The following is a 25247-nucleotide window of genomic DNA, read 5'->3' on the forward strand; positions in this document are numbered from 1 at the left end:
TGTCTCCGTATTTTTATTAATGCGAATGGCGAGGCACGGCCGAGCCACGATTACCGACCAGGAAATCGAAGTCGCAGCCCTCGTCGGCCTGCAGCACGTGTTCGATGTACAGCTTCTGGTAGCCGGTCTTCGGCCCCGGCGCGCTGCCGATGACGCGGGCAGCCTGGCGCTCGGCCATCTCCGCTTCCGAAATCTCCAGGTTCAGCAGGCCGCCGGCGCAGTCGAGCGTGATCCAGTCGCCGTCCTTGACGATGCCCAGCGGGCCGCCGGCCATCGCTTCCGGCGCCACGTGCAGCACCACGGTGCCGTAGGCGGTACCGCTCATGCGCGCATCCGAGATACGGACCATGTCCTTCACGCCGGCCGCCAGCAGTTTCGGCGGCAGGCCCATATTGCCTACTTCGGCCATGCCCGGATAACCCTTCGGGCCGCAGTTCTTCATCACCAATATCGAGCTGGCCTCGACGTCCAGGTCCGGATCGACGATGCGGCTCTTGTAGTGCTCGAAGTCCTCGAACACCACGGCGCGGCCGCGATGCTGCATCAGCTCCGGCGTGGCGGCCGACGGTTTCAGCACGGCGCCGCGCGGCGCCAGGTTGCCGCGCAGGATGCAGATTCCGCCATCCTTGAGCAGCGGATTCTCCAGCGGACGTATTACCTCGTCGTCGTAGATCGGCGCGTCCTTGCAGTTCTCCCACAGGCTCTTGCCGTTGACCGTCAGCGCATCCGGATGCGGCACGAAATTGCCCTCGCCCATGCGGCGGATCGCGCCGGGCAGGCCGCCGGCGTAGTAGAACTCTTCCATCAGGAAGCGGCCCGACGGCAGCAGGTCGACGATGGTCGGCGTGCCGCGGCCGACACGGGTCCAGTCTTCCAGTTCCAGGTCGACGCCGATGCGGCCGGCGATGGCCTTCAGGTGGATCACTGCGTTGGTCGAACCACCGATGGCGGCGTTGACGCGGATCGCGTTTTCAAAGTTCTCGCGCTTGAGGATCTTCGACAGGTTCAGGCCTTCCTTCACCATCTCGACGATGCGGATGCCGGACATGTGCGCCAGGATGTAGCGGCGCGAATCGACGGCGGGAATGGCGGCGTTGTGCGGCAGCGTGGTGCCCAGCGCTTCGGCCATGCAAGCCATCGTCGAGGCGGTGCCCATGGTGTTGCAGGTGCCGGCGGAGCGGGAGTGGCCCGATTCGGCCGACATGAATTCGTGCATGGTGATTTCGCCGGCCTTGACCTGCTCGTGCAGCTGCCACACGGCGGTGCCGGAACCGATGTTCTTGCCGTTCAGCTTACCGTTCAGCATGGGGCCGCCGCTGACGACGATGGTCGGGATGTCGACGGAGGCCGCGCCCATCAGCAGCGCCGGCGTGGTCTTGTCGCAGCCGACCAGCAGCACGACGCCGTCCATCGGATTGCCGCGGATGGATTCTTCGACGTCCATGCTGGCCAGGTTGCGGGTCAGCATGGCGGTGGGACGCAGGTTCGATTCGCCGTTGGAGAAAACCGGGAACTCGACCGGGAAGCCGCCGGCTTCGAGGATGCCGCGCTTGACGTGTTCCGCCAGCTTGCGGAAATGCGCATTGCAAGGAGTCAGTTCCGACCAGGTGTTGCAGATGCCGATGATGGGTTTGCCCTGGAATTCATGATCGGGGATGCCCTGGTTCTTCATCCAGCTGCGGTACATGAAACCGTTTTTGTCCTGGGTGCCGAACCACTCGGCTGAGCGCAGCTTCACCTTTTTGTCATTTTCAGACATGAATATCTCCTCAGTATGTTCTTGTGCGGGGACGTGGATGTCATGCCCCCGCATCGATAAGGCATACTAAGTTGTAGTGAGATATCTTTCCAATAAATTATTATTCGACTTCGATACCCAAATCGATATCAGTCGGCGACGCCGAGGCGGTAGGCCATCACCGTCGTGTATTCCTCGCCGGGACGCAGGATCGTCGACGGGAAGCCGGGCTGGTTCGGCGAGTCCGGGTAATGCTGCGGTTCGAGGCAGAAGCCGCTGCGATGGCCGTAGATGCGGCCTTTTCCGCGCATGCCGTCATGCAGGAAGTTGCCACTGTAAAACTGCACCCCCGGCTCCTGTGACAGCACTTCCAGCATCCGGCCGGACGCCGGATCGACCACCCGCGCCACCACCTCCAGCGCGCCGGACTGCGATTTACTCAACACGAAGTTGTGGTCGTAGCCCGAACCGTGGCGCAGCTGCTCATCCTCCTGCGCGATGCGGGCGCCGATGGCTTGCGGCGCGCGGAAGTCGAACGGCGTGCCGGCCACCGGCGCCAGCTCGCCGGTCGGGATCAAGCCGCCGTCGACCGGCGTGTAGGCATCGGCCGGTATCGTCAGCTCGTGCGACAGGATGTCGCCCTTGCCGGCCAGGTTGAAATACGCGTGATTGGTCAGGTTGACCGGCGTCGCCTTGTCGGTGATGGCGTGGAAAGCGATACGCAATTCGTTATCGTTGCGCAGTTCATAGATGACGGTCACTTCCAGGTTGCCCGGGTAGCCCTGCTCGCCGTCCGCGCTCAGGTAGCTCAGGATCAGGCCCGCCGACTTGGGCGTGGCGAAGGTTTCGGCATCCCACAGCCGGCGGTGAAAGCCTTCGCTGCCGCCGTGCAGGTGATTGGCGCCGTTGTTGACGTCGAGCTGATATGCCTCGCCGTCGAGCGTGAAGCGGCCGCCGGCGATACGGTTGCCGTAGCGGCCGATCAGCGCGCCGAAGTAATGCGATTCGCCCAGGTAATCGGCCAGGTTGTCGAAGCCGAGCGCCACGTCGGCCATGGCGCCGTCGCGGTCCGGCGCGTGCAGCTCGGCGATCACGCCGCCCAAATTGCTGATTTTGGCGATCATGCCGTTGGCGTTGGTCAGGGTGAAAAGCGTGGCCTCACGGCCGTCCGGCAGGTGGCCGAAGGAAGATTCTGTGATGGTTGCTTGCGACATTCTGGACTTTCAAATGCACGACGGCCGGCGGAAATTTATCCACGCCGGCCGCCGCATGTGTTCTATGGGTTCCCGCGCAGGCGGGATGACGACATTAAGCCATCGACGGTTTTCCGAATACAGGCATACCCTGCCCGTCCCATTTCAGCGGTTTGACATAAGTGTGACGGTCCGGATTCCACAGCGGGTCGCCGATGATCTCGGTGTAGGTGCGTGCATGATAAACCAACATGACGGTTTCGCCATCATCGCCGACGGTAAAACTGTTATGGCCGGGTCCGTAGACGCCGTGTTCGAAGCAGGTTTGCAGCACCGGTTGCGGGTTTTTGGTCCACGATGCCGGGTCCAGCAGGTCCGCGTCTTCGTCCGCCCACAGCAGGCCCATGGCGTAGTTTTCGTCGGTGGCGCTGGCCGAATAGCTGATGAAGATCTTGCCGTTCTTCTTCAGCACCGACGGACCTTCGTTGACCCAGAAGCCGCGTATCTCCCAGTCGAACTCCGGTTTGCTCAGCATGACCGGCGGGCCGCCCAGCTGCCACGGCGTCTTCATCGGCGCGATGTAGAGGTTGGAATTGCCCTCGATGGCGACATCCTTCTGCGCCCACAGGTAGTACAGCTGGCCCTTGTGGGTGAAGGTGGTGGCGTCCAGGCAGAAGGTGTCGATGCCGGTGTCGACCTGGCCCATGAACTCCCATTCGCCTTCCAGAGGGTTGGCGTTGGCGTTGCGGATCGCGTACATGCGGTGCTGGAAAAGCTTGTGCTTGATCTCGCGGCTGGGCGCGGCGGCGAAGTACACATACCAGGCGCCGTCGTTGAAATGGAGCTCCGGCGCCCAAACCAGTTCACTGTAGGGGCCCGTATCCGGCTTGTGCCAGACGTCGACCTTCTCCGCATCCGCCAGGCCGGCGATGGTTTTCGCCCGGCGCAGTTCGATGCGGTCGTACTGCGGCACCGAGGCGGTGAAGTAGTAATAGCCGTCGCTGTGACGGATGATAAAGGGATCGGCGCGCTGTTCGATCAGCGGCTGCAATACGTCGTTGCTTTCCATCTCTGCTTCCAAAAAATTAGACTGCCACATAGGATTGGGCTCCCATCTGTTTCTTCACTTCCGTATAGTACTCGTCGGTGACGCGGTATTTGAACATCAACAGGCCCATCACCGTATGGAAGAAGCCCGGTATCAGCGTCACCATCAGCACGATGCCGTGCAGCGCGAAGGCGGTCTGCTCGTGGTTCGGCTGATATTCAAAATAGGTCAGCAACACGCCGACCAGCGCGCCGGCGATGCCCATGCCGGCCTTCTGGCACACCGAAATGCCGCCGAAGGCGAAGCCCGACACGCGCTTGCCGGTCTTGACCTGGCCGTAGTCGATGGTCTCGGCGATGGCCGACCAGAACACCGGCGCATGCAGGTCCACCACGAAGGACAGCAGGAAGTACAGCACAAAGGCCAGCATCACGTCGCCCGGCTTGACGGCGAAGTAGATCACGGCGCTGATGACGCCGACGCCGATCTGGGTCCAGCGGAACAGCTTGACCTTGCAATAGAACTTGGTGATCCAGGTCGAGGCGATCATCGACAGGATGGCCGCCACCACGCCGATCGACAGGAAGGTGGCGACGGTGGCGGTGTCGCCGCCCAGGTAGTACTTGGCATAGTAGATCGCCGCCGAGGCGCGCACCACGTAGCCGATGGTGCCGGTCACGCAGACGCCGCACAGGATCAGCCACTGGTCGTTTTTCAGCAGCACCTTCAGCTGCGCCGGCAGCGATTGCCGCTGCACCACGTGGCGCACGCGCTCGGTGGTGGTGAAAAAGCAGAACAGGAACAGCGCGATGCCGATCACCGCCATCACCGCCATCGCGGCCTGGTAGCCGACAGCCGCGCTGCCGCCGCCCCAGCGTTCCGACAGGATGGGCACCACCACCGTCACCATGAAGGCGCCGATCTTGGCGAAGAACAGGCGGTAGCCGTTGGCCGACAGGCGCTGCTGCGGATCGTCGGTCAGGCTGCTGGGCAGCGAGATGTAGGCGATGCCGACGCCGGAAGTCATCACCGTCATGATGATGTAGGTGGAATAAGCCCAGATCAGCTTTGCGCTGTAGGCCCAGTCGGGCGTGGTGAAGACGAAGAACACGCTGACGCCGTAGGGGATCGCCAGGAACAGCAGGTACGGGCGATAGCGGCCCATGCGCGGACTGTCGTAGCGGTCGGTGATCTGGCCCATCACCAGGTCGGACAAGGCGCCGATGAATTTGACGGCGACGAACAGCAAGGCCAGGTCCGAGGTTTTCAGGCCGTAGATATCGGTGTAGAAGAACGTGATGATCAACATCATCGACGAGATCACCACGTTCAGCGCCATGTCGCCGGCGCCAAAGCCCACTTTTTCCAGCAACGATAATTTTTGATTCGACATCGGATACTCCACCAGGTTGTCATTCCCGCCAGCGGGAATCCCATCTGGCGCCGCGCGAGCTGCCAGCGAATGGGATCCCCGGCTGCGCAGGGACGACGTTAACACAACAAGACGGGAACGCTCTTGGATCTACAAGGGGCGCCGCCCGGAAAACCGGTGCGGCGCCCCCTCCCCTCACCGAGCCACCGGCCAGGCCGGCGGCGTCAGTTCCTCAACGCAGATCACATCTTCCAGCGCAAGCCAACCGAGACCGAACGTCCGATCTGGAGCGTCCCGAAATTGGTCAGCTGCGCGTTACCCGCACTGCCGAAGTGGTAGTACTGCTGTTGCATTTCGTTGGTCAAGTTGACACCACTGATATCGACCGACATGTTGTCGTTGATTTTGTAGGAGACTTGCATGTCGACACTCTTTTCCGGATGACGCCAGATACCAATCGGATTTGCAAACAAGGCGGCTTCGTTGCTGGCCAGGAAGCCGGAGCGCCAGACATAGGACAGGCGCGTGCTGATCGGGCCCTTTTCGTAAGCCAGGGTGGCGTTGTAGGAGCTGTTGGACACGCCGAAGAACGGTGTCTCGAGCTGAGAGACGATGACGCCGGCATCATTGGCGTCAGGCACGTTCTGCGACGAGGTGAGTCGCGTATAGCTGCCCTGGAATCCCAGGCCGTCCAGCAGGCTCGGCAGCCCCTTCGGGAAGTAGATCAAGCCGAGCTCGGCGCCACTGATCGTGCCGTTGGAGGCGTTGACCGGCGAGTTGATGACGTAGTCATAGCCGTTCGTATGGTCGCCGCCCGAGGTCGAGTTGCGGAACGGGTCGTTCGCCGGATCGACGTGTACCCTGTGACGCAAGCCCACGACCAAGCCGTCGATCTTGCGCTTGAACGCAGTGCCGTAGAGTGCGCTGTCCTTCTGGAAATACCATTCAGCCGTCAGATCCAGGTTCTTGGAGTGTGTCGGTTTCAGGTCCGGATTGCCGCCGCTGCCCGAGCCATAACCCACCTTCGAAACGTCGTCACCGAGTTGCAAGACAGGATTCAGATCACCGAAGTTCGGGCGGCGCAGGGTTTCACCATAGTTAAAGCGCAGCACTACGTCCTTGGATGGGTCGTAAATCAGAGTCATGCTGGGCAAGACCTTGCTGGTCGACTTGCTGGCACTGGTCGGCGTGACCGCCTTGGTGGTGGCATCAACCTTATAGAAGGTCATGTCGGTATCGACCTTGACGTAGCGCGCGCCGAAATTGCCGCGCAGGCGATGGCCGAACAGCTCGTTTTGGGTATTCCCCATCAGGAACAGGTTGCTCGTCTTTTCTTCGACCCCGAACGTCTTCTGCAGGCTCAGCTTGTCCGTAGTCAGGAAGTTCTGATCAGCCGAGTTAAAGAGCTTACGCCAGTCGTCGATATGGTCGCGGATGTAATAGGCATTGGGCTCCACCCATGAGCGCGGAACGTCCGAAATGGCCGTGCCGAAGTTCGAGTTGGTGGAGGAATACTCCGGACCCAGCGAGGCGAGGTTGCGGTTCAAGGTGCCCGATTGGGTCCGGTTAGCCTCCGACGCCTTGCGGTCGTCGAAGCGCACGCCGAAGTGGATCGTCTCCAGCGCCCCCCAGTCGGCATCGTAGACGCCCGACAGATTGGCCGTCGCGGCGCTGCCCTTATTGCGGTTGGCGTTATCGTAGAACTGCGCAACATTCCACTTGGTCGGGTCGGTCAGGTCGGCATCGTTGTTGAAATGGAACGCCGTGTTGCCGCCGCCGGCATTGAAGTCGACGTTGATGGAAGGTGCAACGCGATCAATCCGGGTGGCTGTGAATTCCGAGTGATAGGTGCTGGTTTGGTACGACAGATCGCCTTCCAGCTTCAGGCGGTCGCCAAGGTTCCACTTGCCGTTCAGGGCATAAACGTAGGAATCGGTTGCCGACGTGGTGTAGTCGCCGCTGTTGAAGCCATAGACGTTATTGACTTTACGGCTCTTGATAACGTTCGTTCCCGGGTACGTCGTAATCGACCCCGCAGGGTTGCTGCCGAGATCCCCCCACCAGTCAACAAAGCTGAACAGCAACTGGTTGAAGGACTTGTCACGATAACCGTTGTACATCGATTCAAAGGTGTAGACCGAATCACTGTTCGGTTTCCATTGCAAGGCCAGATTGGCGGCGGGACGCTCTCGCTTCCCCTGAACGTCGCTTTGGAAAACGGCGTCGCGCGCCAGGTAATAGGGATAAGCTTTGCCGTTGAAATCCAGCGTTGAACCCGCTGCCATCGGCAAGCCGGTATGGGTACCAGGCGTCCAGATATTGTTGTCGAAGATGCGCTGCAAGGGCGTGTAACCTGGCGGAACTTCGGCGGCATTGGGGCTGGTAAACGGCACCATGGCACCAGGCGTCACGCTTTCATTGCGGTACTTCGTCTCGCTAGCCGACAGATTGACCAGGGCACCGACTTCGCCGACGCCGGTTTCCCAGCGGTTGCTAAACATGGCGCTGAGCTGCGGGTTCGCCTTTTTCGCGGGATCAAGATAGGTTTCGCGCGCCGAAAGCGACACTTTCGCCCCCTTGAAATCGAATGGCCGCAGCGACTTGACGTCAACCTGGCCAGCAATTCCGGTGTCCAACTGGCTGGCGTCGCGCGTCTTGTAGACGTCAATCTGGCGAACCAGGGTCGAGGGAATGTCCTGCAGTGCGACCTGCGTGCCGGACGCTGTAAAAATATTGCGGCCGTTCCAGGTGGTCTGGACGTCGGGCAGACCGCGAATGGACAAGGTGCCGACTTCGCCGCCGGCGCGGTTGGTGACCTGTACCCCCGTAACGCGCTGCAACGCTTCGACGACATTGTTATCGGGCAGCTTGCCGATGTCTTCGGCAACGACCGATTCCACGACCTGGTCGCTGGTGCGCTTGATCGCCAGGCTCTTGATCAGCGATGCCTTGACGCCCGTGACAACCACGGTCGCGGTGTCGGTCGCGGTGTCAGTCGGTTCCGCCTTTTCGGCAGCAGCTTGCGCCCACACCGAGGCGCTGCTGAGCAGGCCGGCTGCGGCCAGCACCGCGACGCCGGTTTTTAAAACGAGGCGATGCTTCGCCTGGGACTCGCAAGTCCCGGATGTCAGATGTTCCATACGTCTCCTGTGTTATCTGTTTTATAGTTATGTTGCTGCGACTTCGGAATTCATCTTAGGGTCTGGGCAAAAAACAAACCAATCAATTTTTTGGGGTTTTTGATATCAAAAAAAGTATCGGAACCGGCGGCGCAAGTGAAAAAAAAGCCCGCACAAGCGGGCTTTCATGATTTTTTTCGCATATTGCTACTGGAACGCCACCTCGGTGAAACTGCGCAGCTTGCGACTGTGAAGTTTGTCCACGCCCAGCGCCCGCAGCAGCTCCAAGGCGCGGATGCCGATGCGTAAATGCTGGTCAACCCGGTCGCGGTAAAACTGGTTGGCCATGCCCGGCAACTTGATTTCTCCGTGCATAGGCTTGTCGCTCACGCACAACAAAGTGCCGTAGGGCACACGGAAGCGGAAGCCGTTGGCGGCGATGGTAGCGCTTTCCATGTCCAGCGCGATCGCCCTGCTCTGGCTGAAACGGCGTTCCGGCGTGCGCTGCGGCAGCAGTTCCCAGTTGCGGTTGTCGGTGCTGGCGACGGTGCCGGTGCGCATGACGCGCTTCAGGTCGTGGCCGGTCAGCTGCGTCACCTCGGCCACCGCCGCCTCGATCGCCACCTGCACCTCGGCCAGCGGCGGGATCGGCACCCACAGCGGCAAGTCTTCGTCGAGCACGTGGTCTTCGCGCACATAGCCGTGCGCCAGCACGTAGTCGCCCAGTTCCTGCGTGTTGCGCAGGCCGGCGCAATGGCCCAGCATCAGCCACGCATGCGGACGCAGCACGGCGATGTGGTCGGTGATGGTCTTGGCGTTGGCCGGACCGACGCCGATGTTGACCATCGAGATGCCGGTGCCGTCGGCGCGTATCAGGTGGTAGCCCGGCATCTGCGGCAGGCGCGGCAGCGGCGCGCCCAGCGCATCGCCCGCCTCCACCGCCTGGCCGACGCGGCGCGTGACCAGGTTGCCCGGCTCGACAAAGGCGATGTAGTCGTCGCCCGGCGCGGTCGACGCCAGCGCCATCAGCTCATGGCCCAGCTTGACGAATTCGTCGATGTAGAACTGGTAGTTGGTGAACAGCACGAACTTCTGGAAGTGCTCGCAGGACGTGCCGGTGTAGTGGCGCAGGCGCTGCAGCGAGTAGTCGACGCGCGGCGCCGTGAACAGCGCCAGCGGATGCGCCTCTCCCGGCGGCGGTTCGTGGGTGCCGTTGGCGATGCCGTCGTCCATCGCGGCAAGATTCGGCAAGTCGAATACATCGCGCATCAACAGCCGCCGTTCGGCGCTCATATTGCCTTCAATGTGCTCGTGCTCGGCAAACGAGAAATGAATCGGGATCGGCTGCGCGCTGGTGCCGACCTCGATCCGCAATTGATGCTTGCCGTGATTTTTCAACAGCAGCTTGAATTGCTGCTGGTAGTAGCGCGCATACAGGTCGGGCCGCGTCAGCGTGGTTTCGTAGGTGCCGGGACCGGCGACGAAGCCGAAGGCCAGCGTGGAATCGGCGCGGGCCACGGTGTCGGTATGGACGCGGACAAAGGGATAGCAGGCGCGCACGTGTTCGCCGACATCCTCGCCGGCGACAAAGCGTTTCATGGCATCGCGCAGGTGCGCGATGTTGGCATCGTAGATGACGCGGACTTGCTCATAAGCGGCAATCGGATCGTCAAATTGCATGGGGGCGATAAACGGGCGGCTCGGTGACATGCGACTCCTTCGGTGCAAGGGGAAGATCCCATATTTCTTATTGTAAAGGCTGTAAGCGGAACTTGCATTCTTCCTCTATGGGAACCATCTGACCTACCGTACAATGACAGCGCCAACACAAAATAAAGTATCAGCATGAACGACCCAGTATCGCTACACATTTCCCAATCGCACCCGGATGTTCTTTACGGTAAGCCGCAAGGCGAGCTGTTGCGCGAGGAGATACTGGCCGACTTGCTGGAAGCCAGCGCCGCGCGCAATCCCGACCAGCTCGCCTTGATTTTTGGCGAGCGCAAGCTGACTTATCGCGAACTGAACGCGCAGGCCGACCTGGTGGCGTCGCGGCTGATCGATGCGGGCGTGCGACCGGGACAGATCGTCGGACTGTGGCTGCCGCGCGGCATCGAGTTGCTGGTGCTGCAGGCCGGCATCGCCAAGGCCGGCGCCGCCTGGTTGCCGGTCGACGAAGACACGCCGGTCGACCGCCTGCAAGTGTGCCTCGACGACGCGCAAGGCGCCGGCGTGCTGACCTGCGCCGCCTTCGTTCCGCGCCTGGCCGCGCTGGCCGATTTCGGCCGGCCCGTGTGGACCGCCGAGGCGCTGCTGGCCGCGCCTGCGGCGGACACCATCCTGTCCCGCCGCGGCGCCGTGTCGCCGGACGTGCCAGCCTATGTGATCTACACGTCCGGCTCGACCGGCAAGCCGAAAGGCATCCTGATCACCCAGCGCAGCATCTGCCACTTCCTGCGCAGCGAGAACGAAGTGCTAGGCGTGCGCGCCGCCGACAAGGTGTACCAGGGCTTCTCGGTCGCCTTCGACATGTCGTTCGAGGAAATCTGGATCGCCTACCTGGTCGGCGCCACGCTGTGGATAGGTCCCAAGGAAATCAGCGGCGACCCGGAAACGCTGCCGCGCATGCTGGATGAAAACCAGGTCACCGTGCTGCACGCCGTGCCCACGCTGCTGGCGCTGTTCAATCAGGAAGTACCGAGCCTGCGCCTGATTAACCTCGGCGGCGAGATGTGCCCGGAATCGCTGGTGGAGCGCTGGTCGCGCGCGGGCCGCCAGATGTTCAACACCTACGGCCCGACCGAAGCGACGGTGTCGGCCAGCCTGGCGCGCCTGCAGCCCGGCCACCCGGTCACGATCGGCACGCCGCTGCCGAACTACGGCCTGCTGGTGATCGATGCGAACACGGAATCTGAAGGAAAAGGGGAATTGCGCCTGCTGCCGCGAGGCGAGATCGGCGAGTTGTGCATCACCGGCCCGGGCCTGGCGGCCGGCTACCTCGGCCGCCCCGACCTGACGGCAGAAAAATTCCTGGCCAATCCCTGGTCCAGCGGCGTGCACGACGCGCGGCTGTACCGCACCGGCGACCTCGCGCGCATTGGCGCCGACGGCGAAGTGGTGTGCCTGGGCCGCGCCGACGACCAGGTCAAGATACGCGGCTTCCGCGTCGAACTGGGCGAGATCGAAGCGCTGCTGGCGCAGCAGCCGGGCGTGGGCACCGTCGCCGTCCTGCTGCGCAAGGACGACGGCATCGACCAGTTGGTGGCCTACATCGTGCCCGATGCCGGTGTCGAAATCGACACCAGAGCGCTGCGCGCCGGCCTGGCCGCCAAGCTGCCGCCGTACATGGTCCCGGGCCGCTACGAAATGCAGGAAGCCATGCCGCGCCTGACCTCCGGGAAAATCGACCGCAAGGCCTTGAAGGCTATGCCTTTGAGCGCGCCGCCGGCCGGCAGCGCCGAAGATTCCGACCTGCCCGAGACGCCGGCCGAGGCGGCGCTGTTCGCCGCGCTGTCCACGCTGTTCCCCGGCCAGCCCATCCTGCGCAACGCCGATTTCTTCACCGACCTTGGCGGCCACTCCTTCTTCGCCGCGCGCCTGGCTTCCGCCTTGCGTACCGATCCGCGCTTCGCCCACATCACCGTGCGCGACATCTACCAGCAGCGCGAGGTCGGCAAGATCGCGCAGGTGCTGGCCGACGCGCCGAAGGCGGCCGAGCAGGAAGCCGACTGGACGCCGCCCTCCGCGATCAAGCGCTGGACCTGCGGCCTGGCGCAAGCGGTCGCCATGCCGGCGCTGGTGGCACTGCGCATGGCGCAGTGGCTGGCGCCGTTCTTCACCTACCACTTCTTCACCGGCGATCCCGGCGACTCGGTGCCGCTCGCCATCGCCGCGTCGGTCGGTGTGTTCCTGCTTGCCACGGTCATGGAATTTGCCATCGCCATCGCCGGCAAATGGCTGATCGCCGGCCGCCTGCAGGCGGGCAGCTATCCGCTGTGGGGCATCACCTACTACCGCTGGTGGCTGGCGGACCGGCTGGTCGAATCGGCGCCGGCCTATCTGTTGAGCGGTTCCTCGCTCAACGCCTGGTGGCTGCGCGCGCTGGGCGCCAAGGTCGGCAAGGAAGTCATCATCGGCTCGATGACGCTGCGTTCGCCGGATCTGCTGACCATCGGCGACAACGTCAGCATCGGCAACGCCGTCAATTTCGAGAACGCCCGCGTGCAGCGCGGCCGCCTGCTGCTCGGCCGGATCACGCTGGAGGACGACGCCTGCGTCAGCTCCTTCGCTATTTTGGAAGGCAATACGCATGTCGAAGCGCTGGGCCATCTTGAAGGCCAATCCGCGCTGGGCGACGGCGGCCGCGTACCGGCGGGCCGCGTCTGGGCCGGTTCTCCGGCGCGCGACATGGGGCCTTTCGACACCACGCGCCTGCCGCCGCGCCCACAAGCCAGCGCCGCGCGCCGCATGGGCGAAGGCGTGTTCTTCGTGTTCGGCATCCTGCTGATCGTCACGCTGTTCTTCATGCCGGTGTTCCCCAGCTTCGTGCTGATCGACTGGTTCGACGAAGCCGGCTGGCTGCCGTGGATACAGGGCGACGACATGCGCATCCGCCTGCTGCGCTACTTCCTGCTGGCCTTCCCCGCCAGCACGGTGCTGATCATCTTGACGGCGCTGCTGTCGGCCGGCATCCGCTGGAGCGTGCTGCCGCGATTGCAGCCAGGCCGTTCTGCGATCCACAGCAATACCTACTGCGCCAAGTGGCTGGTCAGCCAGATCCAGGAATCAAGCCTGAACGTTTTGCACGGCATCTACGCTACCGTGTTCGCGCCGTACTGGTATCGCCTGCTGGGCGCCAAGGTCGGCAAGGATGCAGAGATCTCCACCGCGCTTGGCGTGGTGCCGGACATGCTGACCCTCGGCGACGAAACCTTCATCGCCGACGCGGTCATGCTGGGCGACGAGGAGATCGACGGTGGCTGGATGATCATGCAGCCGACCGTGATATCGCACCGCAGCTTCGTCGGCAATGGCGCCTATATCCCTGACGGCACGGTGCTGCCCGAGCACGTGCTGATCGGCGTGCATTCGCGCGCGCCGGACAACGGCCAGATGAAGAGCGGCGACACCTGGCTGGGTTCCCCGCCGATCAACCTGCCGGCACGCGAGCAGACCAGCGGCTATCCGGAATGGCTGACCTTCCATCCGTCGCCGATGCGCCGCCTGGGCCGCGGCCTGATCGAAGCGTTCCGCATCGTCGCGCCGCATGCGCTGGTGATCGCGGTCGGCTACACGCTGGTGCTGGCGGTGATGCCGGCCGCCGGCGCCGGCCGCTGGGCCGAGGTGACATGGGACTTGACCTTGGCCGGCCTGGGCTACGGCATCGGCAACTACGTCTTCGTGGTGCTGCTGAAATGGCTGCTGATCGGCCGCTATAGCAAGCAATCGGAGCCGATGTGGACGCCGTTCGTGTGGTTGTCGGAAGGCGTGACCAACCTGTACGAGGGCATCGCCGTGCCCAACTTCATGCGCTACCTGCGCGGCACGCCGTGGCTGCCGCTGGCGTTCAACCTGCTCGGTTCGCGCATCGGCAAGGGCGTGTACCTGGACACCACCGACATCACGGAATTCGACTGCGTGCACATCGGCGATCACAGCGAGCTGAATGCACTGACCTGCCCGCAGACGCACCTGTTCGAGGACCGCGTGATGAAGATCGACCATGTCACCATCGGCGAACGCGTGTACATGGGGCCGCGCAGCGCGGTGCTGTACAGCGCCGTCGTCGGCGACAACGCCCGCCTCGGCGCGCTGACGCTGGTGATGAAGGGCGAGCAGATTCCCGCCAACGGCTACTGGTCCGGCTGCCCGGCCGCGCCGGCGCAATGACTCCGGCGCTGGTCGTCCAGCCCTGGCCCGGCCCCGTGCCGGCTGCGCCGGACGGCGTGTGCGTCATCGGCATAAAGGCGGGGTCAGTTCCGGCAATCGGACATGAGCTCAGCTCATGTCCGATTGCCGGAACTGACCCCGCCTTGATCCGCTCGGCCCAGCGTGCAGAGATCCGGCGCGCGGCGCGCGAGGTGCTGGCCGCGCTCACCGGCGAACCGGCCAGCTGTTTCGGCATCCAATCCGAGCCCGGCGGACCGCTGAGCGTGATCGTCGGAGGCCACGACAGCACCATCGGCTGCTCGTTCAGCCACGAAGACGGCTATTCGCTGGCCGCCATTCACCTGCACGGCGCAATCGGCGTCGATATGATGCGCGTGCAGGACATCCCCGACTGGGAGGCCGTGGCGCGCGACTACCTCGGCCCCGTCGTCACAGCGGCGCTGCAAGCCACGCCCGCCGCCGAACGCCCCCTCGCCTTCGCGCTTGCCTGGACCCGTCGTGAGGCCGAGCTAAAATGCCAGGGATATCAACTCGCGGAATGGCCCGCAAGCGGCGGCACCGGCGCCGTTACAGCCATACCGCTCATCATGAAGCCCGCCGGACTGGCAGGCCATGTAGCCGTCTACCAAGGAGGAAGTAAATGAAGGCTGTCGCACTGCTGCTGGGCATACTCGCAACTGCAACCGCAAACGCCGCCGACTGCGGCCCGGACACGCTGGGCACGGCACGCACGATCACGCTGAAGCGCGAAAGCGCGTTGTATGGCGCCTATCAGCACGCCCCGCTGCCGCTGCAAAAAGGCGAAGTGGTGTTGACCTTCGACGACGGTCCGATTCCGGCAACCACGCCGCTGGTGCTGAAGGCGCTGGCCGACCAATGCGCCAAGGCGACCTTCTTCATGGTCGGCGAAAACCTGGCGAAGGCTCCCGAGCTCGGGCGCCGCGTGGTCAGTGAAGGCCACTCGACGGGCATCCACGGCAACACGCATCCGCATCTGGCGGCGCTCGGCGCCAATGAACAGCTGGCCGACCTGAAACTGGCACAAGCGAGCTACCAGGCCGCCTTCGGCAGCGCAGCGCCGGCCTATCGCTTTCCGTTTCTGGAAGAAACGCCGACCATGCTGGCCGCGCTGAAAGAGGCCAACATCACCGTCGCCTCGATCGACCTCGGCATCAACGACTGGCTGCCCGACGACACCACCGAGATCCTCGCCGCGCGCCTGGTCAAGAGCCTGGACGCCAGCGGCAGTGGCATCATCCTCATGCATGACGCCAATCCGCCGACGGCGAAAGCCGTTCCAACGCTGCTCAAGGTCCTCAAGACCAAGGGCTACCGCGTGGTGCACGTGGAATGGGAAAAATAAAGGGGAAAATAAAGTCTCAGGGCGCGTCGAGGAAGAAGATGGCGGCGGCCTTGGCCGGCGCCTTTTCGGTCGGCTTGTCGATCTGCACCTGGGCGCAATCCTCGACCACCAGGCTGCGCCAGTTGCCCACGCCGGCGTTGGCGAACGCCGTGTGAGCCTTCGATCCCAGGCTGATATCCAGCGCCAGCCGTGCATTGCGCTCGCCGGTCTTGGCGTAGTTCACGCCGCGCAGTTCGAAGCCGAACGCCGTCAGCCACGCCTCCCACAAGCCGCTCTCCACGCCCTTGACGATACGGGCCAGCATTTCCTCCAGCGGCAGGCCTTTCTTGACCACGCCGCGCAACACCTGCAGCGACGGCGCGAAGCGCGCGTCGGTGCTCTGTTTGCCGGCGCCGCTTTCGCCGATCGCCTTCAATTCCTTGGAAAACGCCGCATCGCGCTCGGTGTAGTCACGCATGCGCGTATAGAAACCGCTATCCAGAAAAGGATTGGCTGCTCGGGATGGTGGCTGTTTTTTATCGGTCATGGCGTGCTCGCTTCAGTGTAAGGGGCGTAGTTTAGCCGACCCGGAACGCCTCCGATACTATCTTCGCCGCTTCGGCGATGATTTCGCTGCGCGGCTTGTCGTCCTTGCCCGGCTGGGTCAGGTACGTTACCAGCACGATCGGCGCCCTGCCGGGAGGCCACAGCACGGCTATGTCGTTGGTGGTGCCATGCTCGCCGGTGCCGGTCTTGTCGGCCACCTGCCAGTTGGACGGCACGCCGGCGCGGATGCGCGTGTCGCCGGTGGTATTCCCCAGCATCCAGTCCTTGAGCTGCTTGCGCTGCGCCGGCGGCAGGCCGTCGCCCAGCACCAGCTTGTGCAGCGACGCCGCCATCGCCGCCGGCGTCGTGGTGTCGCGCGGATCGCCTGGCACGGCGGTGTTGAGCTCCGTCTCCATGCGGTCCAGCCGGAATTCGTTGTCGCCGATCGAGCGCGCGAACGCCGTCACCGCGGCCGGCCCGCCGATTTGCTTCATCAGCAGGTTGGCCGCCGCGTTGTCGCTGTATTGGATGGTGGCCTCGCACAGCGCCGCCACCGTCATGCCCTTGCCGACGTGCTTGCCGGTCACCGGCGAGTACGCCACCAGATCGCTCTTCGAGTAGGCCACGCGCTTTTTCAGCAGCGACGGCTCCTTCGCCAGCACCGCCGCCGACAGCATGGTCTTGAAGGTGCTGCAAAACGGGAAGCGCTCGTCGGCGCGGTGCAGCAGCTGGCGGCCGTCGGCGGTGTTCAGCGCGGCCACGCCGAGGCGGCCGCCCGATTCGGTCTCCAACTTGGCCAGCAAAACCGCCGGCGTCAGCGGCGTGGCGGCGGGCGGACTGTCCAGCAATTCGGCGGCTCGGGTCAAAGGCGCGGCGGCCAGCGCCAGCAGCAAGGTGCGGCGTTTGGTGAAGTCGGTCATGGCTAATGATGTTGGTTAAATAATATTACTCAATATTACCAGCCCATCCTTAAAAACAGCCGTTCGCCGTCCCTCAATTGAGCGCACCGCATTCCCCCTCGGATGTAGACTGGTTCCATGGCTTCTCAAGTACTCATCGCAGGCGCCGGTCCCACCGGCCTGGTGCTCGCCATCCGGCTGGCGCGGCATGGTATTGCCATCCGCATCATCGACAAGAACAGTGGCCCGGGCCAGGCTTCGCGCGCAATGGCCGTGCATGCGCGCACTCTGGAGTTCTACCGCCAGCTCGGCTTTGGCGACACCGTCGTCAACCTCGGCATCCAGATCCACGCGATCCGCCTGCGCGAGGCCGGCGAGGAAATCGCCGAGCTGCCGCTGCCCGACATCGGCGCCGGCCTCAGTCCCTACCCGTTCGTGCTGTCCTTCCCGCAGGACGACCACGAGCGCTTCCTGGTCGCGCAATTGAAAGCGGAAGGCGTCGACGTCGAGTGGGACACCGAACTCGAATCGTTCACGCAGGACGAATGGGGCGTGCGCGCCGTGCTGGAGCGCGACGGCGAACGCATCGCCTGCAGCGCCGCCTACCTGTGCGGCTGCGACGGCGCCCGCAGCCGGGTGCGCGAGTCGCTGAAGCTCGACTTCTCCGGCGGCACCTACGACCACCTGTACTACGTGACCGACGTCAAGGTCGCCGGCCCGGACAACCGCGACCTGATAGGCCACCTCGGCGCCAACACCTTCGCGCTGATGCTGCCGGTGCGCTCGACCGGCATGCAGCGGCTGATCGGCATCATGCCGCCGCAGGCCGAGGCCAAGCCTGAGCCGGATTTTGAAGACATCCGCCCGGTGCTGGAACCGCTGCTCGGCATCCGCGTGGAACAGGTGAACTGGTTCTCGACCTACCGCGTGCATCACCGCGTGGCCGGGCAATTCCGCGTCGGCCGCTGCTTCATCGCCGGCGACGCCGCCCACATCCACAGCCCGGCCGGCGGCCAGGGCATGAACACCGGCATCGGCGACGCCGTCAACCTGTCGTGGAAACTGGCCCACGTGCTGCAGGGCCGGGCCACCGCCGCCCTGCTCGACACCTACCAGGCCGAACGCATCGTCTTTGCCCGCAGGCTGGTGGCCACCACCGACCGCGCGTTCCAGCTGATCGTCTCGCAGGGCGCGGGCGGCCAGCTGCTGCGGGGCTGGCTGGTGCCGCATGTGTTCCCGGTGCTGGCCGGCTTCGCGGCGGCGCGCCGCACGCTGTTCAAGACCATCTCGCAGGTGCAGATCCACTATCCCGACAGCCCGCTGAGCGGCGGCCGCGCCGGCGAAGTGATCGGCGGCGACCGTTTGCCGTGGGTGCCGCAGCCCGGCGGCGCGGACAATTTTGCCTCGCTGCAGTCGCTGGCCTGGCAGCTGCACGTCTACGGCACACCCGATCCGGCGCTGGCCGCCGCCGCCCAAGCCCTGGGACTGCCGCTGCAAGCCTGGCCATGGAGCGAAACCGCCGAAACAGCCGGCCTGCTGCGCGATGCAGCCTATCTGATTCGTCCCGACATGCACGTGGCGCTGGCCCTGCCGCGTCAGGAAATCGACACACTGCATGAGCTTGTTACACGCTATCACTTGCGTTTTATGCAGGAGTTGCATTAAGGTAATGAAAATTACAAAATAGTCGGGAGACCACCTTGAAAAAAGCCGTCGCAATCCGCCACGTCATGTATGAAGACGTCGGCAGTTTCGCCGCACCCCTCTCGTCCGCCGGCTACAAGTTGCAGTACCTGGAAGCCGGCGTGGACGATCTCGCGCCCGCCGCGGACGCCGACCTGCTGATCGTGCTGGGCGGCCCGATCAGCGTCAACGACACCCGCCACTACCCGTTCATCGCCGACGAGGTCGCGCTGCTGCGCCAGCGCCTGTTCGTCGAACGGCCGACGCTGGGCCTTTGCCTGGGCGGCCAGCTGATGGCCAAGGCGCTGGGCGCCAGCGTCCATTCCGGCATCCGCGAAATCGGCTGGGAGCCGCTGACCCTGACCGCCGCCGGCGCCGCTTCGCCGCTGCGCCACGTCGGCCCCGACCACACCTCGATGCTGCACTGGCACGGCGACACCTTCGACATGCCGCCGGGCGCATCGCTGCTGGCTTCGACCCCGGCTTGCCGGCACCAGGCGTTTGCCATCGACCATTTTGCGCTGGCGTTCCAGTGCCATCCCGAATTCAGCCCGGCCCGGCTGGAGCAATGGCTGATCGGCCACGCGGTCGAGTTGGTGCATGCCGGCGTACACTTGCAGGATCTGCGCGCTAACACCGCCAACCACGGCCCCACGCTGGTGCACCAGGGGGCGCTCATGCTCAAAGAATGGATCAAAGGATTCCGTGCCTAATCAATCTCAACAACCTCAAAGCTTCTCCCGCCGCGACCTGCTGCTGTCCGCGCTGTCGGCCACCGCCGTCAGCGCCTTGCCCGGCTTCGCGCTGGCCCAGCCGGCGCCGTCCGATGCGCGCTTCACCGCCCTGCTCGACACCTTCGCCGACGAGATCCTGCGCCTGACGCCGACCACCGCCACCTCGCTGGGCATGGACAAGGACGGCCGCGCCGCGCTCAAATCGCAGCTGGAAGACGCTTCCCCCGCAGGCGACGCCGCCTGGGCCACGCAGGTGCAATCGATGCTGGGCCGGCTGTCCGCGCTGGACCGCGGCACGCTGAGCGCCGACGCCCAGATCCGCTACGACACCGTGCGCTACGCCGCCAACGAAGGCGTGGCCGGGTTGCGCTTCCCGTTCGGCGGCGCCGCCAGCGGCTTCTTCGGCGGCACCTCGCCCTTCCCGGTTACCCAGCAGGACGGCGCGCTGACCCGCATCCCCGAATTCCTCGACTCGCAGCACCAGATCGCCAACGCCGCCGATGCCGAGGCCTATCTGGAACGCGTGGCGGCGATGGCGCGCGTGCTGGACCAGGAAACCGCGCGCATCGTCGAGCAGGCCGGCCACGGCATCATGCCGCCGAACTTCATCGCCCACACCGCGCTGGGCCAGTTGCGCGACTTCCGCAAGACGCCGGTCGCCGCGCAAAAGCTGGTGACCTCGATCGCCGAGCGCACGCGCAAGCTGGGCATCGCCGGCGACTGGGATGCGCGTGCCACCAAACTGGTGAACGGCATGGTCTATCCGGCGCTGGAGCGCCAGATCGCCGCCTTCGCCAAGGCCACCGCCAAAGCCACCGACGTCGCCGGCGTGCACCGCCTGCCGGACGGCGCGGCATACTACGAATGGGCGCTCAGGCTGGGCACCTCGACCAGCCGCAGCGCGCAGGAGATCCACGCCATCGGCCTGGAACAGAACAAGCAGCTGCAATCGCGCATCGACGCCATCCTCAAGGCGCAGGGCATCACGCAAGGCACGGTGGGCGCGCGCATGCGGGCGCTGGCCAAGGATCCGAAGCGCTTCTACGCCGACAACGACGCCGGCCGCGAACAACTGATCGCCTACTGCAATGAGCGCGTCAACGCGGTGCGCGCGCTGATGCCGAAGATCTCGCACATGGACCTGAAGGTGCCGCTGCAGATCAAGCGGGTGCCGGTCGATATCGAAGCCGGCGCCGCGCTCGGCTACATGAACTTCGCCTCGCTGGACGGCTCGCGCCCGGCGATCTACTACATCAACCTGAAATCGACGACGCTGTGGCCGAAGTCCGAGCTGGCCACGCTGACCGCGCACGAAGGCTTGCCGGGACATGCGTTCCAGGGCGCCTACCTGGCCGAGCATCACAACGAGCTGCCGCTGATTTCGTCGCTGATGGGCTTTAACGCCTTCGTCGAAGGCTGGGCCTTGTATGCGGAGCAGCTGGTGGACGAATTCGGCTTGTACGCCAACGACCCGTTCAGCCAGATCGGCTATCTGCAGGCGCAGCAGTTCCGCGCCTGCCGCCTGGTGGTCGACACCGGCATGCACGCGCTGAAATGGACGCGCCAGCAGGCGATCCGCTTCCTGGTCGAGAACACCGGCCGCGGCTTGCAGGCGATGACCAGCGAGATCGATCGCTACAGCGTATCGCCGGGACAGGCCTGCGGCTACAAGATGGGCCACAACGAAATCCTGCGCCAGCGCGAACGCGCCAAGGCCGCGCTGGGCGGCAGGTTCGACCTGGCCGCCTTCAACGATGCGCTGGTGCAAAGCTGCGGCGTGCCGCTGACGGTGCTGCCGACCGTGGTCGACCGCTACATCAGCGAGGCGAAGAAGGCATAAGAGCGAACGGATCAGCCGGGCGCTGCCGCTTACGCGCCCGGATCAGCTGCTCGACGGCCATGGCGGCAAGAATGATCAACAAGGGCATAATCGGCTCCCTGTAGCGGTAAATCACGTAAAAAATCATATGCACCGACGTGTAGCACAGCGCGGCAAGCCAGAGCAGGCAATTATTTCTGGTTCGTAGCCGTCGATAAGCAAGGCCGCCCACCGCCGAGCCGCAGATCAAAAGATATTGCGCCAGCCACGCCAAGCGCGTCAAGGCTTCTCCTTTGGGCTGAGGGCCTTCCCCCTCGTGTACCGGAGGCATCCAGAACAGGACGACTTTTTTAAACGACAGGGCGAGGAACCGGTTCGGATTCTGCTTTATCCAGGCAATCGCCTCGTGTTTCAATGTGTCATTTGCCACGACCTCCCCTTGCTTGCGTAACTGATGCCAGGTAGCGCCCCTTGGCGTGTCGGCAATGGAAATAAACATGCCGTCCGCGGCGGCATTGTTACCCAGGTAGAGATTGAAGCCCCCATTGGTGTTTAAAACCGGGGCACCAAGGACTTGATAGTTGCGTATCAGCCAGGGCGCCACGACGAGCAAGGCGACCAATACGGCCAAGCCGAGTCTTGCCAGTTTTCGGCGCAAAGACAAGGGTGAAATCATCAGCGCAATCACAAAAACCGGGGTAAGCGTCAAGCCGGAATTTCCAGTGATCGCAAGCAGTCCGAGAATAGCGCCAACCAGGATCGCAATCCGCGCCGACGGATTGCAGCTGCATTGCAAGGAAAGCAGGACGACACCGAGCATCAGCGGCATCATCAGATTTTCTTTGGCAAGGTATGCCGCATAAATCCACGACGGCAGGTAAATGGCGAATATACCGACACTGAGTAACCGCCCCGCCTTGCCGGCGCCAGCCTCTTTCGCGATCAGATGAATCAGCCACGCGCTGACGGTGCATAGCAATGCATTCGCAAACAGCGCGGCCAGCAAATGGTGGCCAAAGACGGCAAAAACCGGCGCCAAAACAAACAGGGGGTAGCCGGCACTCAGGAATGCGGAATTGCCCCCCTCAACCAACCCTTTGCCAGCCACCAGGTTCATCGCCATCTGCTCATATCCAGCGTAGTCGCTGACAGGCTGGAATTGCAGGGCAAAAGCTGTCGCGCTCCGCGCCAAAAGCGCGAACACCAAAATCAAAGCCAGCCACTGCTTTTCATTGATACGGGCAAACATTGGACGCATGTCGCTGCTCCGATAGATCAGCTAACTCTTACTGACTAAAAAAACCCCCGCGCAGATCAGCGCAACCCCGCCGGCACGCAGCATCGTCACCTGCTCTCCCGCTAACAAGCCGACAATGACGGTTAGTCCAAAGCCCAGTCCAACCAAGGGATATGCCTTGCTGATGTCCCACCTGGATAACACCCCGAGCCAGACTATGGCGCCCACCCCATAAAGGAAAAAACCGCTCAACACGAACCTGTTTGAAAACACCGTGAAGGCGGTACGCAGAGCCAGCGGCTGTGCCATGACCTCCCTCACATCCGCACTGGACATGCCTGCCTTCAAGGAAAACTGGGCCATGACAGAGAGCGCGATGCTCAAGACGGCAATGAAAAGAGTATTCATAGCATTCCATCCAACGCAAGAAAGTGTGCTATCAGCATCGTGACTGCCATGACGATGACGGTGCTGCGGCTGCCACGGTCTTTGATCGCATAGATCACGGGATCGTCGTGCATCTCTCCGCGCGAGGTCTTGATCCAAAGCCGGGCCAGCCAGTAAATCAATCCTATGGCCACGAGCCATAACAGACCAGGTGTCGCGTAGCGGGATTGGGTATCGGGGGAATTGATAAAAAGCCCGAAGACAACCACTGCCGACATGGCGGACGCCACACCCAGTGGCGACAGTACCGCCAGGTCCGCCACCCGGTAATCGCGGCCGCGCGCGGCTATATTTCCGATCTGTTCCAGCGAGATTAGTTCGGAACAGCGCTTCACCAATGCCAAACTCAGGAACATGAAAACCGAAAAGGCCAGCAGCCACTCGCTGGTGGGGATTGCGGCAGCCACAGAGCCGGCAAGGATGCGCAGCGTGTAAAGCAGAGACAGCATGATCACGTCAATCAGCACGTATTCCTTGAACATCCAGCTATAGCTGCTGGTAAGAATTACGTACAGGAGCAACATTAGGAAGAAAGCCTGGGAGACTACCAGAGCCAATGCAAACGCCAGCATGAGCAAATAGCCGGCGACCACAAGCCCGGTAAGTATCGGTATCCTGGCGCTGGCGAATGGACGGTCCTTTTTTCGGGGATGAGCGCGGTCGCTTTCCAGATCCCACAAATCGTTGAACATATACGTGGCGGAAGCGGCAGACGAAAATGACAGGAAGGCCAGCGCTATTGTCGCGAGCTTCCCAATATCCATGAAGGAAAAGGCGGTTAGCAAGGGCACGAACAACAGCAGGTTTTTCAGCCATTGGTGTACCCGCAATGCCTTCATCCAGGTGGAAAAGCCAATTGGCTCTTTCGAAAACTCCTGCTCGACCGGGTTTCGGTCGCGGACGGATTTGGCCAGGCCTGCCGAGGCCCCAACCAGAATGGCTGCTTGCGCGGCGTTCCATATCGGGATGTCTGAACGACTATCGCCGGCATAGACGAAGTCTGTTCCAAGCTTTTCCTGTATGGCTTCAAGTTTGACCTTGCCCTTGAGATTGCGGCCCATGTCGGTAGCCAATACGTCATCGAACAACGCAAGGTGGTCGGATACGCCCTGGGCGATTGATTTATGCGCCGCCGTGGCCAGGATGATATGGCGCCCCTTGCTTTTTTCACTGCGCAGATAAACCAGCAACGCCTCGCGGTAGGGCAAGCGGTCCGCCGAGATGGCGGCACGGGAGCAGACCGCATCCTTGAACGCCGCGCGACCTTTCAGTAGCCAGAAAGGCAGGCGCAGTAAATTGAGCGGCGATTGCTTGATGAACTGGATGACCGACTCGACAAGCGTATCTGTTGCGGTCAATGTCCCGTCGAGATCGACAACTATTGGCCAAGCGGCTGCTGAATTGACTTGGACCAGGTCGATTTTCATCTGCGGCATCTCAAGACGGGATCGCCTTACTATAAGCTCGACGCCAAGGAGGCCGATGTCGACTGCGTCAAATAAACGCTTCAAATTTCCTTGTCAGGATTAATGGGAGCGGAGGTGGCGGAATCGCCACCGTAGAGTAAGGCGAACGCACGTACCAGCCGAGCGCCGAATAGAGCGCCCGGCCCTCCTCCGTGGCCACCAGTACCCGTTGCGCCGCGCCTGATTGCTGTATCGCCCCCAGCGCCGCCATCAGCACCCTGCCCAGGCCCCGCCGCCGGTGCGCGGCGGCGGTGAAGATGCGGTCGAAAATGAAGACGCCGGCGTATTCAGCCACATGACCGACGGCGGCAAGCGCGCCGTCCTCCGCAAAAATACGCACCGTCGCAATTGGATAGTTCTCCTCCACATCGATCCGATATCCGGCAGGCAGCGGCGGTACCTCTTCGCGGACGCTGTCCTGCATCATCAGGTAAGCGGAGGGCTGGAGCTGCCACCTGGGCGGCACAAGCGCCAGCAATTGCTGGCCGGTGCCGCACATCTTGATCAGGGTGTATGGCGTTGTAATCGACTGGCCCAGCTCGCGTATTCCTTGCTCCGGGCCGGCAAAGACGTAACGCCGGTTTTCATGTGGCAGGCCGCTATCGACACGCAGCCCGCCATGGTCAGGCACCGGCAGCGGCAGACCGTGCGCCAGCGATCGCGCGCCGAGCCAGCCGGCGAGAAGTTCAGGCAGTGACAATACGTGCATTTTTCA

18 protein-coding genes are annotated in these 25247 nt (G+C 63.2%); 6 read left to right on the forward strand and 12 right to left on the reverse strand.

Going from position 1 to position 25247, the window contains the following annotated elements; genetic code table 11:
* Positions 1-16: 16 nt before the first annotated feature.
* The 6 genes from ACSQ3S_RS21030 to ACSQ3S_RS21055 form a co-directional block, all read right to left on the reverse strand.
* Entirely contained in the window at positions 17-1759 is a 1743-nt protein-coding gene (locus ACSQ3S_RS21030; protein ID WP_176651450.1) for an IlvD/Edd family dehydratase, read from the reverse strand.
* A 128-nt stretch (positions 1760-1887) separates the two neighbouring features.
* The gene (locus ACSQ3S_RS21035; RefSeq protein ID WP_436143638.1) at positions 1888-2952 is read right to left on the reverse strand and encodes an aldose epimerase family protein; all 1065 of its coding nucleotides are present in this window, start codon (positions 2950-2952) and stop codon (positions 1888-1890) included.
* 94 nt (positions 2953-3046) lie between these two features.
* Positions 3047-4000 carry a glycoside hydrolase family 43 protein gene (locus ACSQ3S_RS21040; protein WP_436143639.1) on the reverse strand — a complete coding sequence of 318 codons (954 nt, stop codon included), beginning with the start codon at positions 3998-4000 and terminating at the stop codon, positions 3047-3049.
* 16 nt (positions 4001-4016) lie between these two features.
* Positions 4017-5372, reverse strand: coding sequence for an MFS transporter (locus ACSQ3S_RS21045; RefSeq protein WP_436143640.1), 1356 nt, complete (start codon positions 5370-5372; stop codon positions 4017-4019).
* A 221-nt stretch (positions 5373-5593) separates the two neighbouring features.
* Positions 5594-8491 (reverse strand): TonB-dependent receptor, encoded by a 2898-nt coding sequence (locus tag ACSQ3S_RS21050; protein ID WP_436143641.1) that lies wholly within the window; start codon positions 8489-8491, stop codon positions 5594-5596.
* A gap of 186 nt (positions 8492-8677) precedes the next feature.
* Positions 8678-10180, reverse strand: a complete 1503-nt coding sequence (locus tag ACSQ3S_RS21055; RefSeq protein WP_436143642.1) for an AMP nucleosidase — start codon at positions 10178-10180, stop codon at positions 8678-8680.
* Between the two features lie 135 nt (positions 10181-10315).
* Here ACSQ3S_RS21055 and ACSQ3S_RS21060 point away from each other — a divergent pair, with 135 nt between their 5' ends.
* The 3 genes from ACSQ3S_RS21060 to ACSQ3S_RS21070 all read left to right on the forward strand — a co-directional run bounded on the left by ACSQ3S_RS21060 (position 10316) and on the right by ACSQ3S_RS21070 (position 15722).
* Positions 10316-14359: a Pls/PosA family non-ribosomal peptide synthetase gene (locus ACSQ3S_RS21060; RefSeq protein WP_436143643.1), complete on the forward strand. Its 4044-nt coding sequence runs from the start codon at positions 10316-10318 to the stop codon at positions 14357-14359.
* A 143-nt stretch (positions 14360-14502) separates the two neighbouring features.
* Positions 14503-15003 (forward strand): 4'-phosphopantetheinyl transferase family protein, encoded by a 501-nt coding sequence (locus ACSQ3S_RS21065; protein ID WP_436143644.1) that lies wholly within the window; start codon positions 14503-14505, stop codon positions 15001-15003.
* A complete protein-coding gene (locus ACSQ3S_RS21070) occupies positions 15000-15722 on the forward strand; it encodes a polysaccharide deacetylase family protein (protein WP_176651458.1) in 723 nt (240 codons plus the stop codon). Before ACSQ3S_RS21065 ends, ACSQ3S_RS21070 begins: the two co-directional genes overlap by 4 nt.
* A 16-nt stretch (positions 15723-15738) precedes the next feature.
* Here ACSQ3S_RS21070 and ACSQ3S_RS21075 read toward each other — a convergent pair whose 3' ends face one another.
* Both ACSQ3S_RS21075 and bla read right to left on the reverse strand, forming a co-directional pair.
* The gene (locus ACSQ3S_RS21075) at positions 15739-16248 is read right to left on the reverse strand and encodes a hypothetical protein (RefSeq protein WP_436143645.1); all 510 of its coding nucleotides are present in this window, start codon (positions 16246-16248) and stop codon (positions 15739-15741) included.
* Between the two features lie 31 nt (positions 16249-16279).
* Positions 16280-17167, reverse strand: a complete 888-nt coding sequence (bla, locus tag ACSQ3S_RS21080) for a class A beta-lactamase (protein ID WP_413449414.1) — start codon at positions 17165-17167, stop codon at positions 16280-16282.
* A gap of 117 nt (positions 17168-17284) precedes the next feature.
* Here bla and ACSQ3S_RS21085 point away from each other — a divergent pair, with 117 nt between their 5' ends.
* From ACSQ3S_RS21085 to ACSQ3S_RS21095, 3 genes are read left to right on the forward strand one after another with little or no spacing between them, the layout of a single operon-like run.
* Entirely contained in the window at positions 17285-18811 is a 1527-nt protein-coding gene (locus ACSQ3S_RS21085; RefSeq protein ID WP_436143646.1) for an FAD-dependent monooxygenase, read from the forward strand.
* A 35-nt stretch (positions 18812-18846) separates the two neighbouring features.
* Positions 18847-19542 (forward strand): glutamine amidotransferase, encoded by a 696-nt coding sequence (locus tag ACSQ3S_RS21090; protein WP_176651462.1) that lies wholly within the window; start codon positions 18847-18849, stop codon positions 19540-19542.
* Positions 19535-21403: a DUF885 domain-containing protein gene (locus ACSQ3S_RS21095; protein WP_436143647.1), complete on the forward strand. Its 1869-nt coding sequence runs from the start codon at positions 19535-19537 to the stop codon at positions 21401-21403. The genes ACSQ3S_RS21090 and ACSQ3S_RS21095 overlap by 8 nt, the downstream gene beginning before the upstream one ends.
* On the opposite strand, the gene ACSQ3S_RS21100 is transcribed toward ACSQ3S_RS21095, so the two are convergent.
* The 4 genes from ACSQ3S_RS21100 to ACSQ3S_RS21115 form a co-directional block, all read right to left on the reverse strand.
* Positions 21381-22640 (reverse strand): hypothetical protein, encoded by a 1260-nt coding sequence (locus ACSQ3S_RS21100; RefSeq protein WP_436143648.1) that lies wholly within the window; start codon positions 22638-22640, stop codon positions 21381-21383. The genes ACSQ3S_RS21095 and ACSQ3S_RS21100 overlap by 23 nt on opposite strands.
* 21 nt (positions 22641-22661) lie before the next feature.
* Positions 22662-23027 carry a hypothetical protein gene (locus ACSQ3S_RS21105; RefSeq protein ID WP_176651464.1) on the reverse strand — a complete coding sequence of 122 codons (366 nt, stop codon included), beginning with the start codon at positions 23025-23027 and terminating at the stop codon, positions 22662-22664.
* Entirely contained in the window at positions 23024-24493 is a 1470-nt protein-coding gene (locus ACSQ3S_RS21110; RefSeq protein ID WP_436143649.1) for a UbiA family prenyltransferase, read from the reverse strand. The genes ACSQ3S_RS21105 and ACSQ3S_RS21110 overlap by 4 nt, the downstream gene beginning before the upstream one ends.
* Positions 24494-24560: 67 nt before the next feature.
* Positions 24561-25241 carry a GNAT family N-acetyltransferase gene (locus ACSQ3S_RS21115; protein WP_436143650.1) on the reverse strand — a complete coding sequence of 227 codons (681 nt, stop codon included), beginning with the start codon at positions 25239-25241 and terminating at the stop codon, positions 24561-24563.
* Positions 25242-25247: the final 6 nt, after the last annotated feature.

The organism is Duganella sp. LjRoot269, assembly GCF_964254095.1.
In the GTDB taxonomy this organism is placed as follows: Bacteria; Pseudomonadota; Gammaproteobacteria; order Burkholderiales; family Burkholderiaceae_D; genus Rugamonas; species Rugamonas hordei.

Coding starts and splice junctions, on each gene's coding strand:
- ACSQ3S_RS21030 (WP_176651450.1), bottom strand. CDS start 1,759: ATGTCTGAAAATGACAAAAAGGTGAAGCTGCGCTCAGCCGAGTGGTTC.
- ACSQ3S_RS21035 (WP_436143638.1), bottom strand. CDS start 2,952: ATGTCGCAAGCAACCATCACAGAATCTTCCTTCGGCCACCTGCCGGAC.
- ACSQ3S_RS21040 (WP_436143639.1), bottom strand. CDS start 4,000: ATGGAAAGCAACGACGTATTGCAGCCGCTGATCGAACAGCGCGCCGAT.
- ACSQ3S_RS21045 (WP_436143640.1), bottom strand. CDS start 5,372: ATGTCGAATCAAAAATTATCGTTGCTGGAAAAAGTGGGCTTTGGCGCC.
- ACSQ3S_RS21050 (WP_436143641.1), bottom strand. CDS start 8,491: ATGGAACATCTGACATCCGGGACTTGCGAGTCCCAGGCGAAGCATCGC.
- ACSQ3S_RS21055 (WP_436143642.1), bottom strand. CDS start 10,180: ATGTCACCGAGCCGCCCGTTTATCGCCCCCATGCAATTTGACGATCCG.
- ACSQ3S_RS21060 (WP_436143643.1), top strand. CDS start 10,316: ATGAACGACCCAGTATCGCTACACATTTCCCAATCGCACCCGGATGTT.
- ACSQ3S_RS21070 (WP_176651458.1), top strand. CDS start 15,000: ATGAAGGCTGTCGCACTGCTGCTGGGCATACTCGCAACTGCAACCGCA.
- ACSQ3S_RS21075 (WP_436143645.1), bottom strand. CDS start 16,248: ATGACCGATAAAAAACAGCCACCATCCCGAGCAGCCAATCCTTTTCTG.
- bla (WP_413449414.1), bottom strand. CDS start 17,167: ATGACCGACTTCACCAAACGCCGCACCTTGCTGCTGGCGCTGGCCGCC.
- ACSQ3S_RS21085 (WP_436143646.1), top strand. CDS start 17,285: ATGGCTTCTCAAGTACTCATCGCAGGCGCCGGTCCCACCGGCCTGGTG.
- ACSQ3S_RS21100 (WP_436143648.1), bottom strand. CDS start 22,640: ATGCGTCCAATGTTTGCCCGTATCAATGAAAAGCAGTGGCTGGCTTTG.
- ACSQ3S_RS21105 (WP_176651464.1), bottom strand. CDS start 23,027: ATGAATACTCTTTTCATTGCCGTCTTGAGCATCGCGCTCTCTGTCATG.
- ACSQ3S_RS21110 (WP_436143649.1), bottom strand. CDS start 24,493: ATGAAAATCGACCTGGTCCAAGTCAATTCAGCAGCCGCTTGGCCAATA.
- ACSQ3S_RS21115 (WP_436143650.1), bottom strand. CDS start 25,241: ATGCACGTATTGTCACTGCCTGAACTTCTCGCCGGCTGGCTCGGCGCG.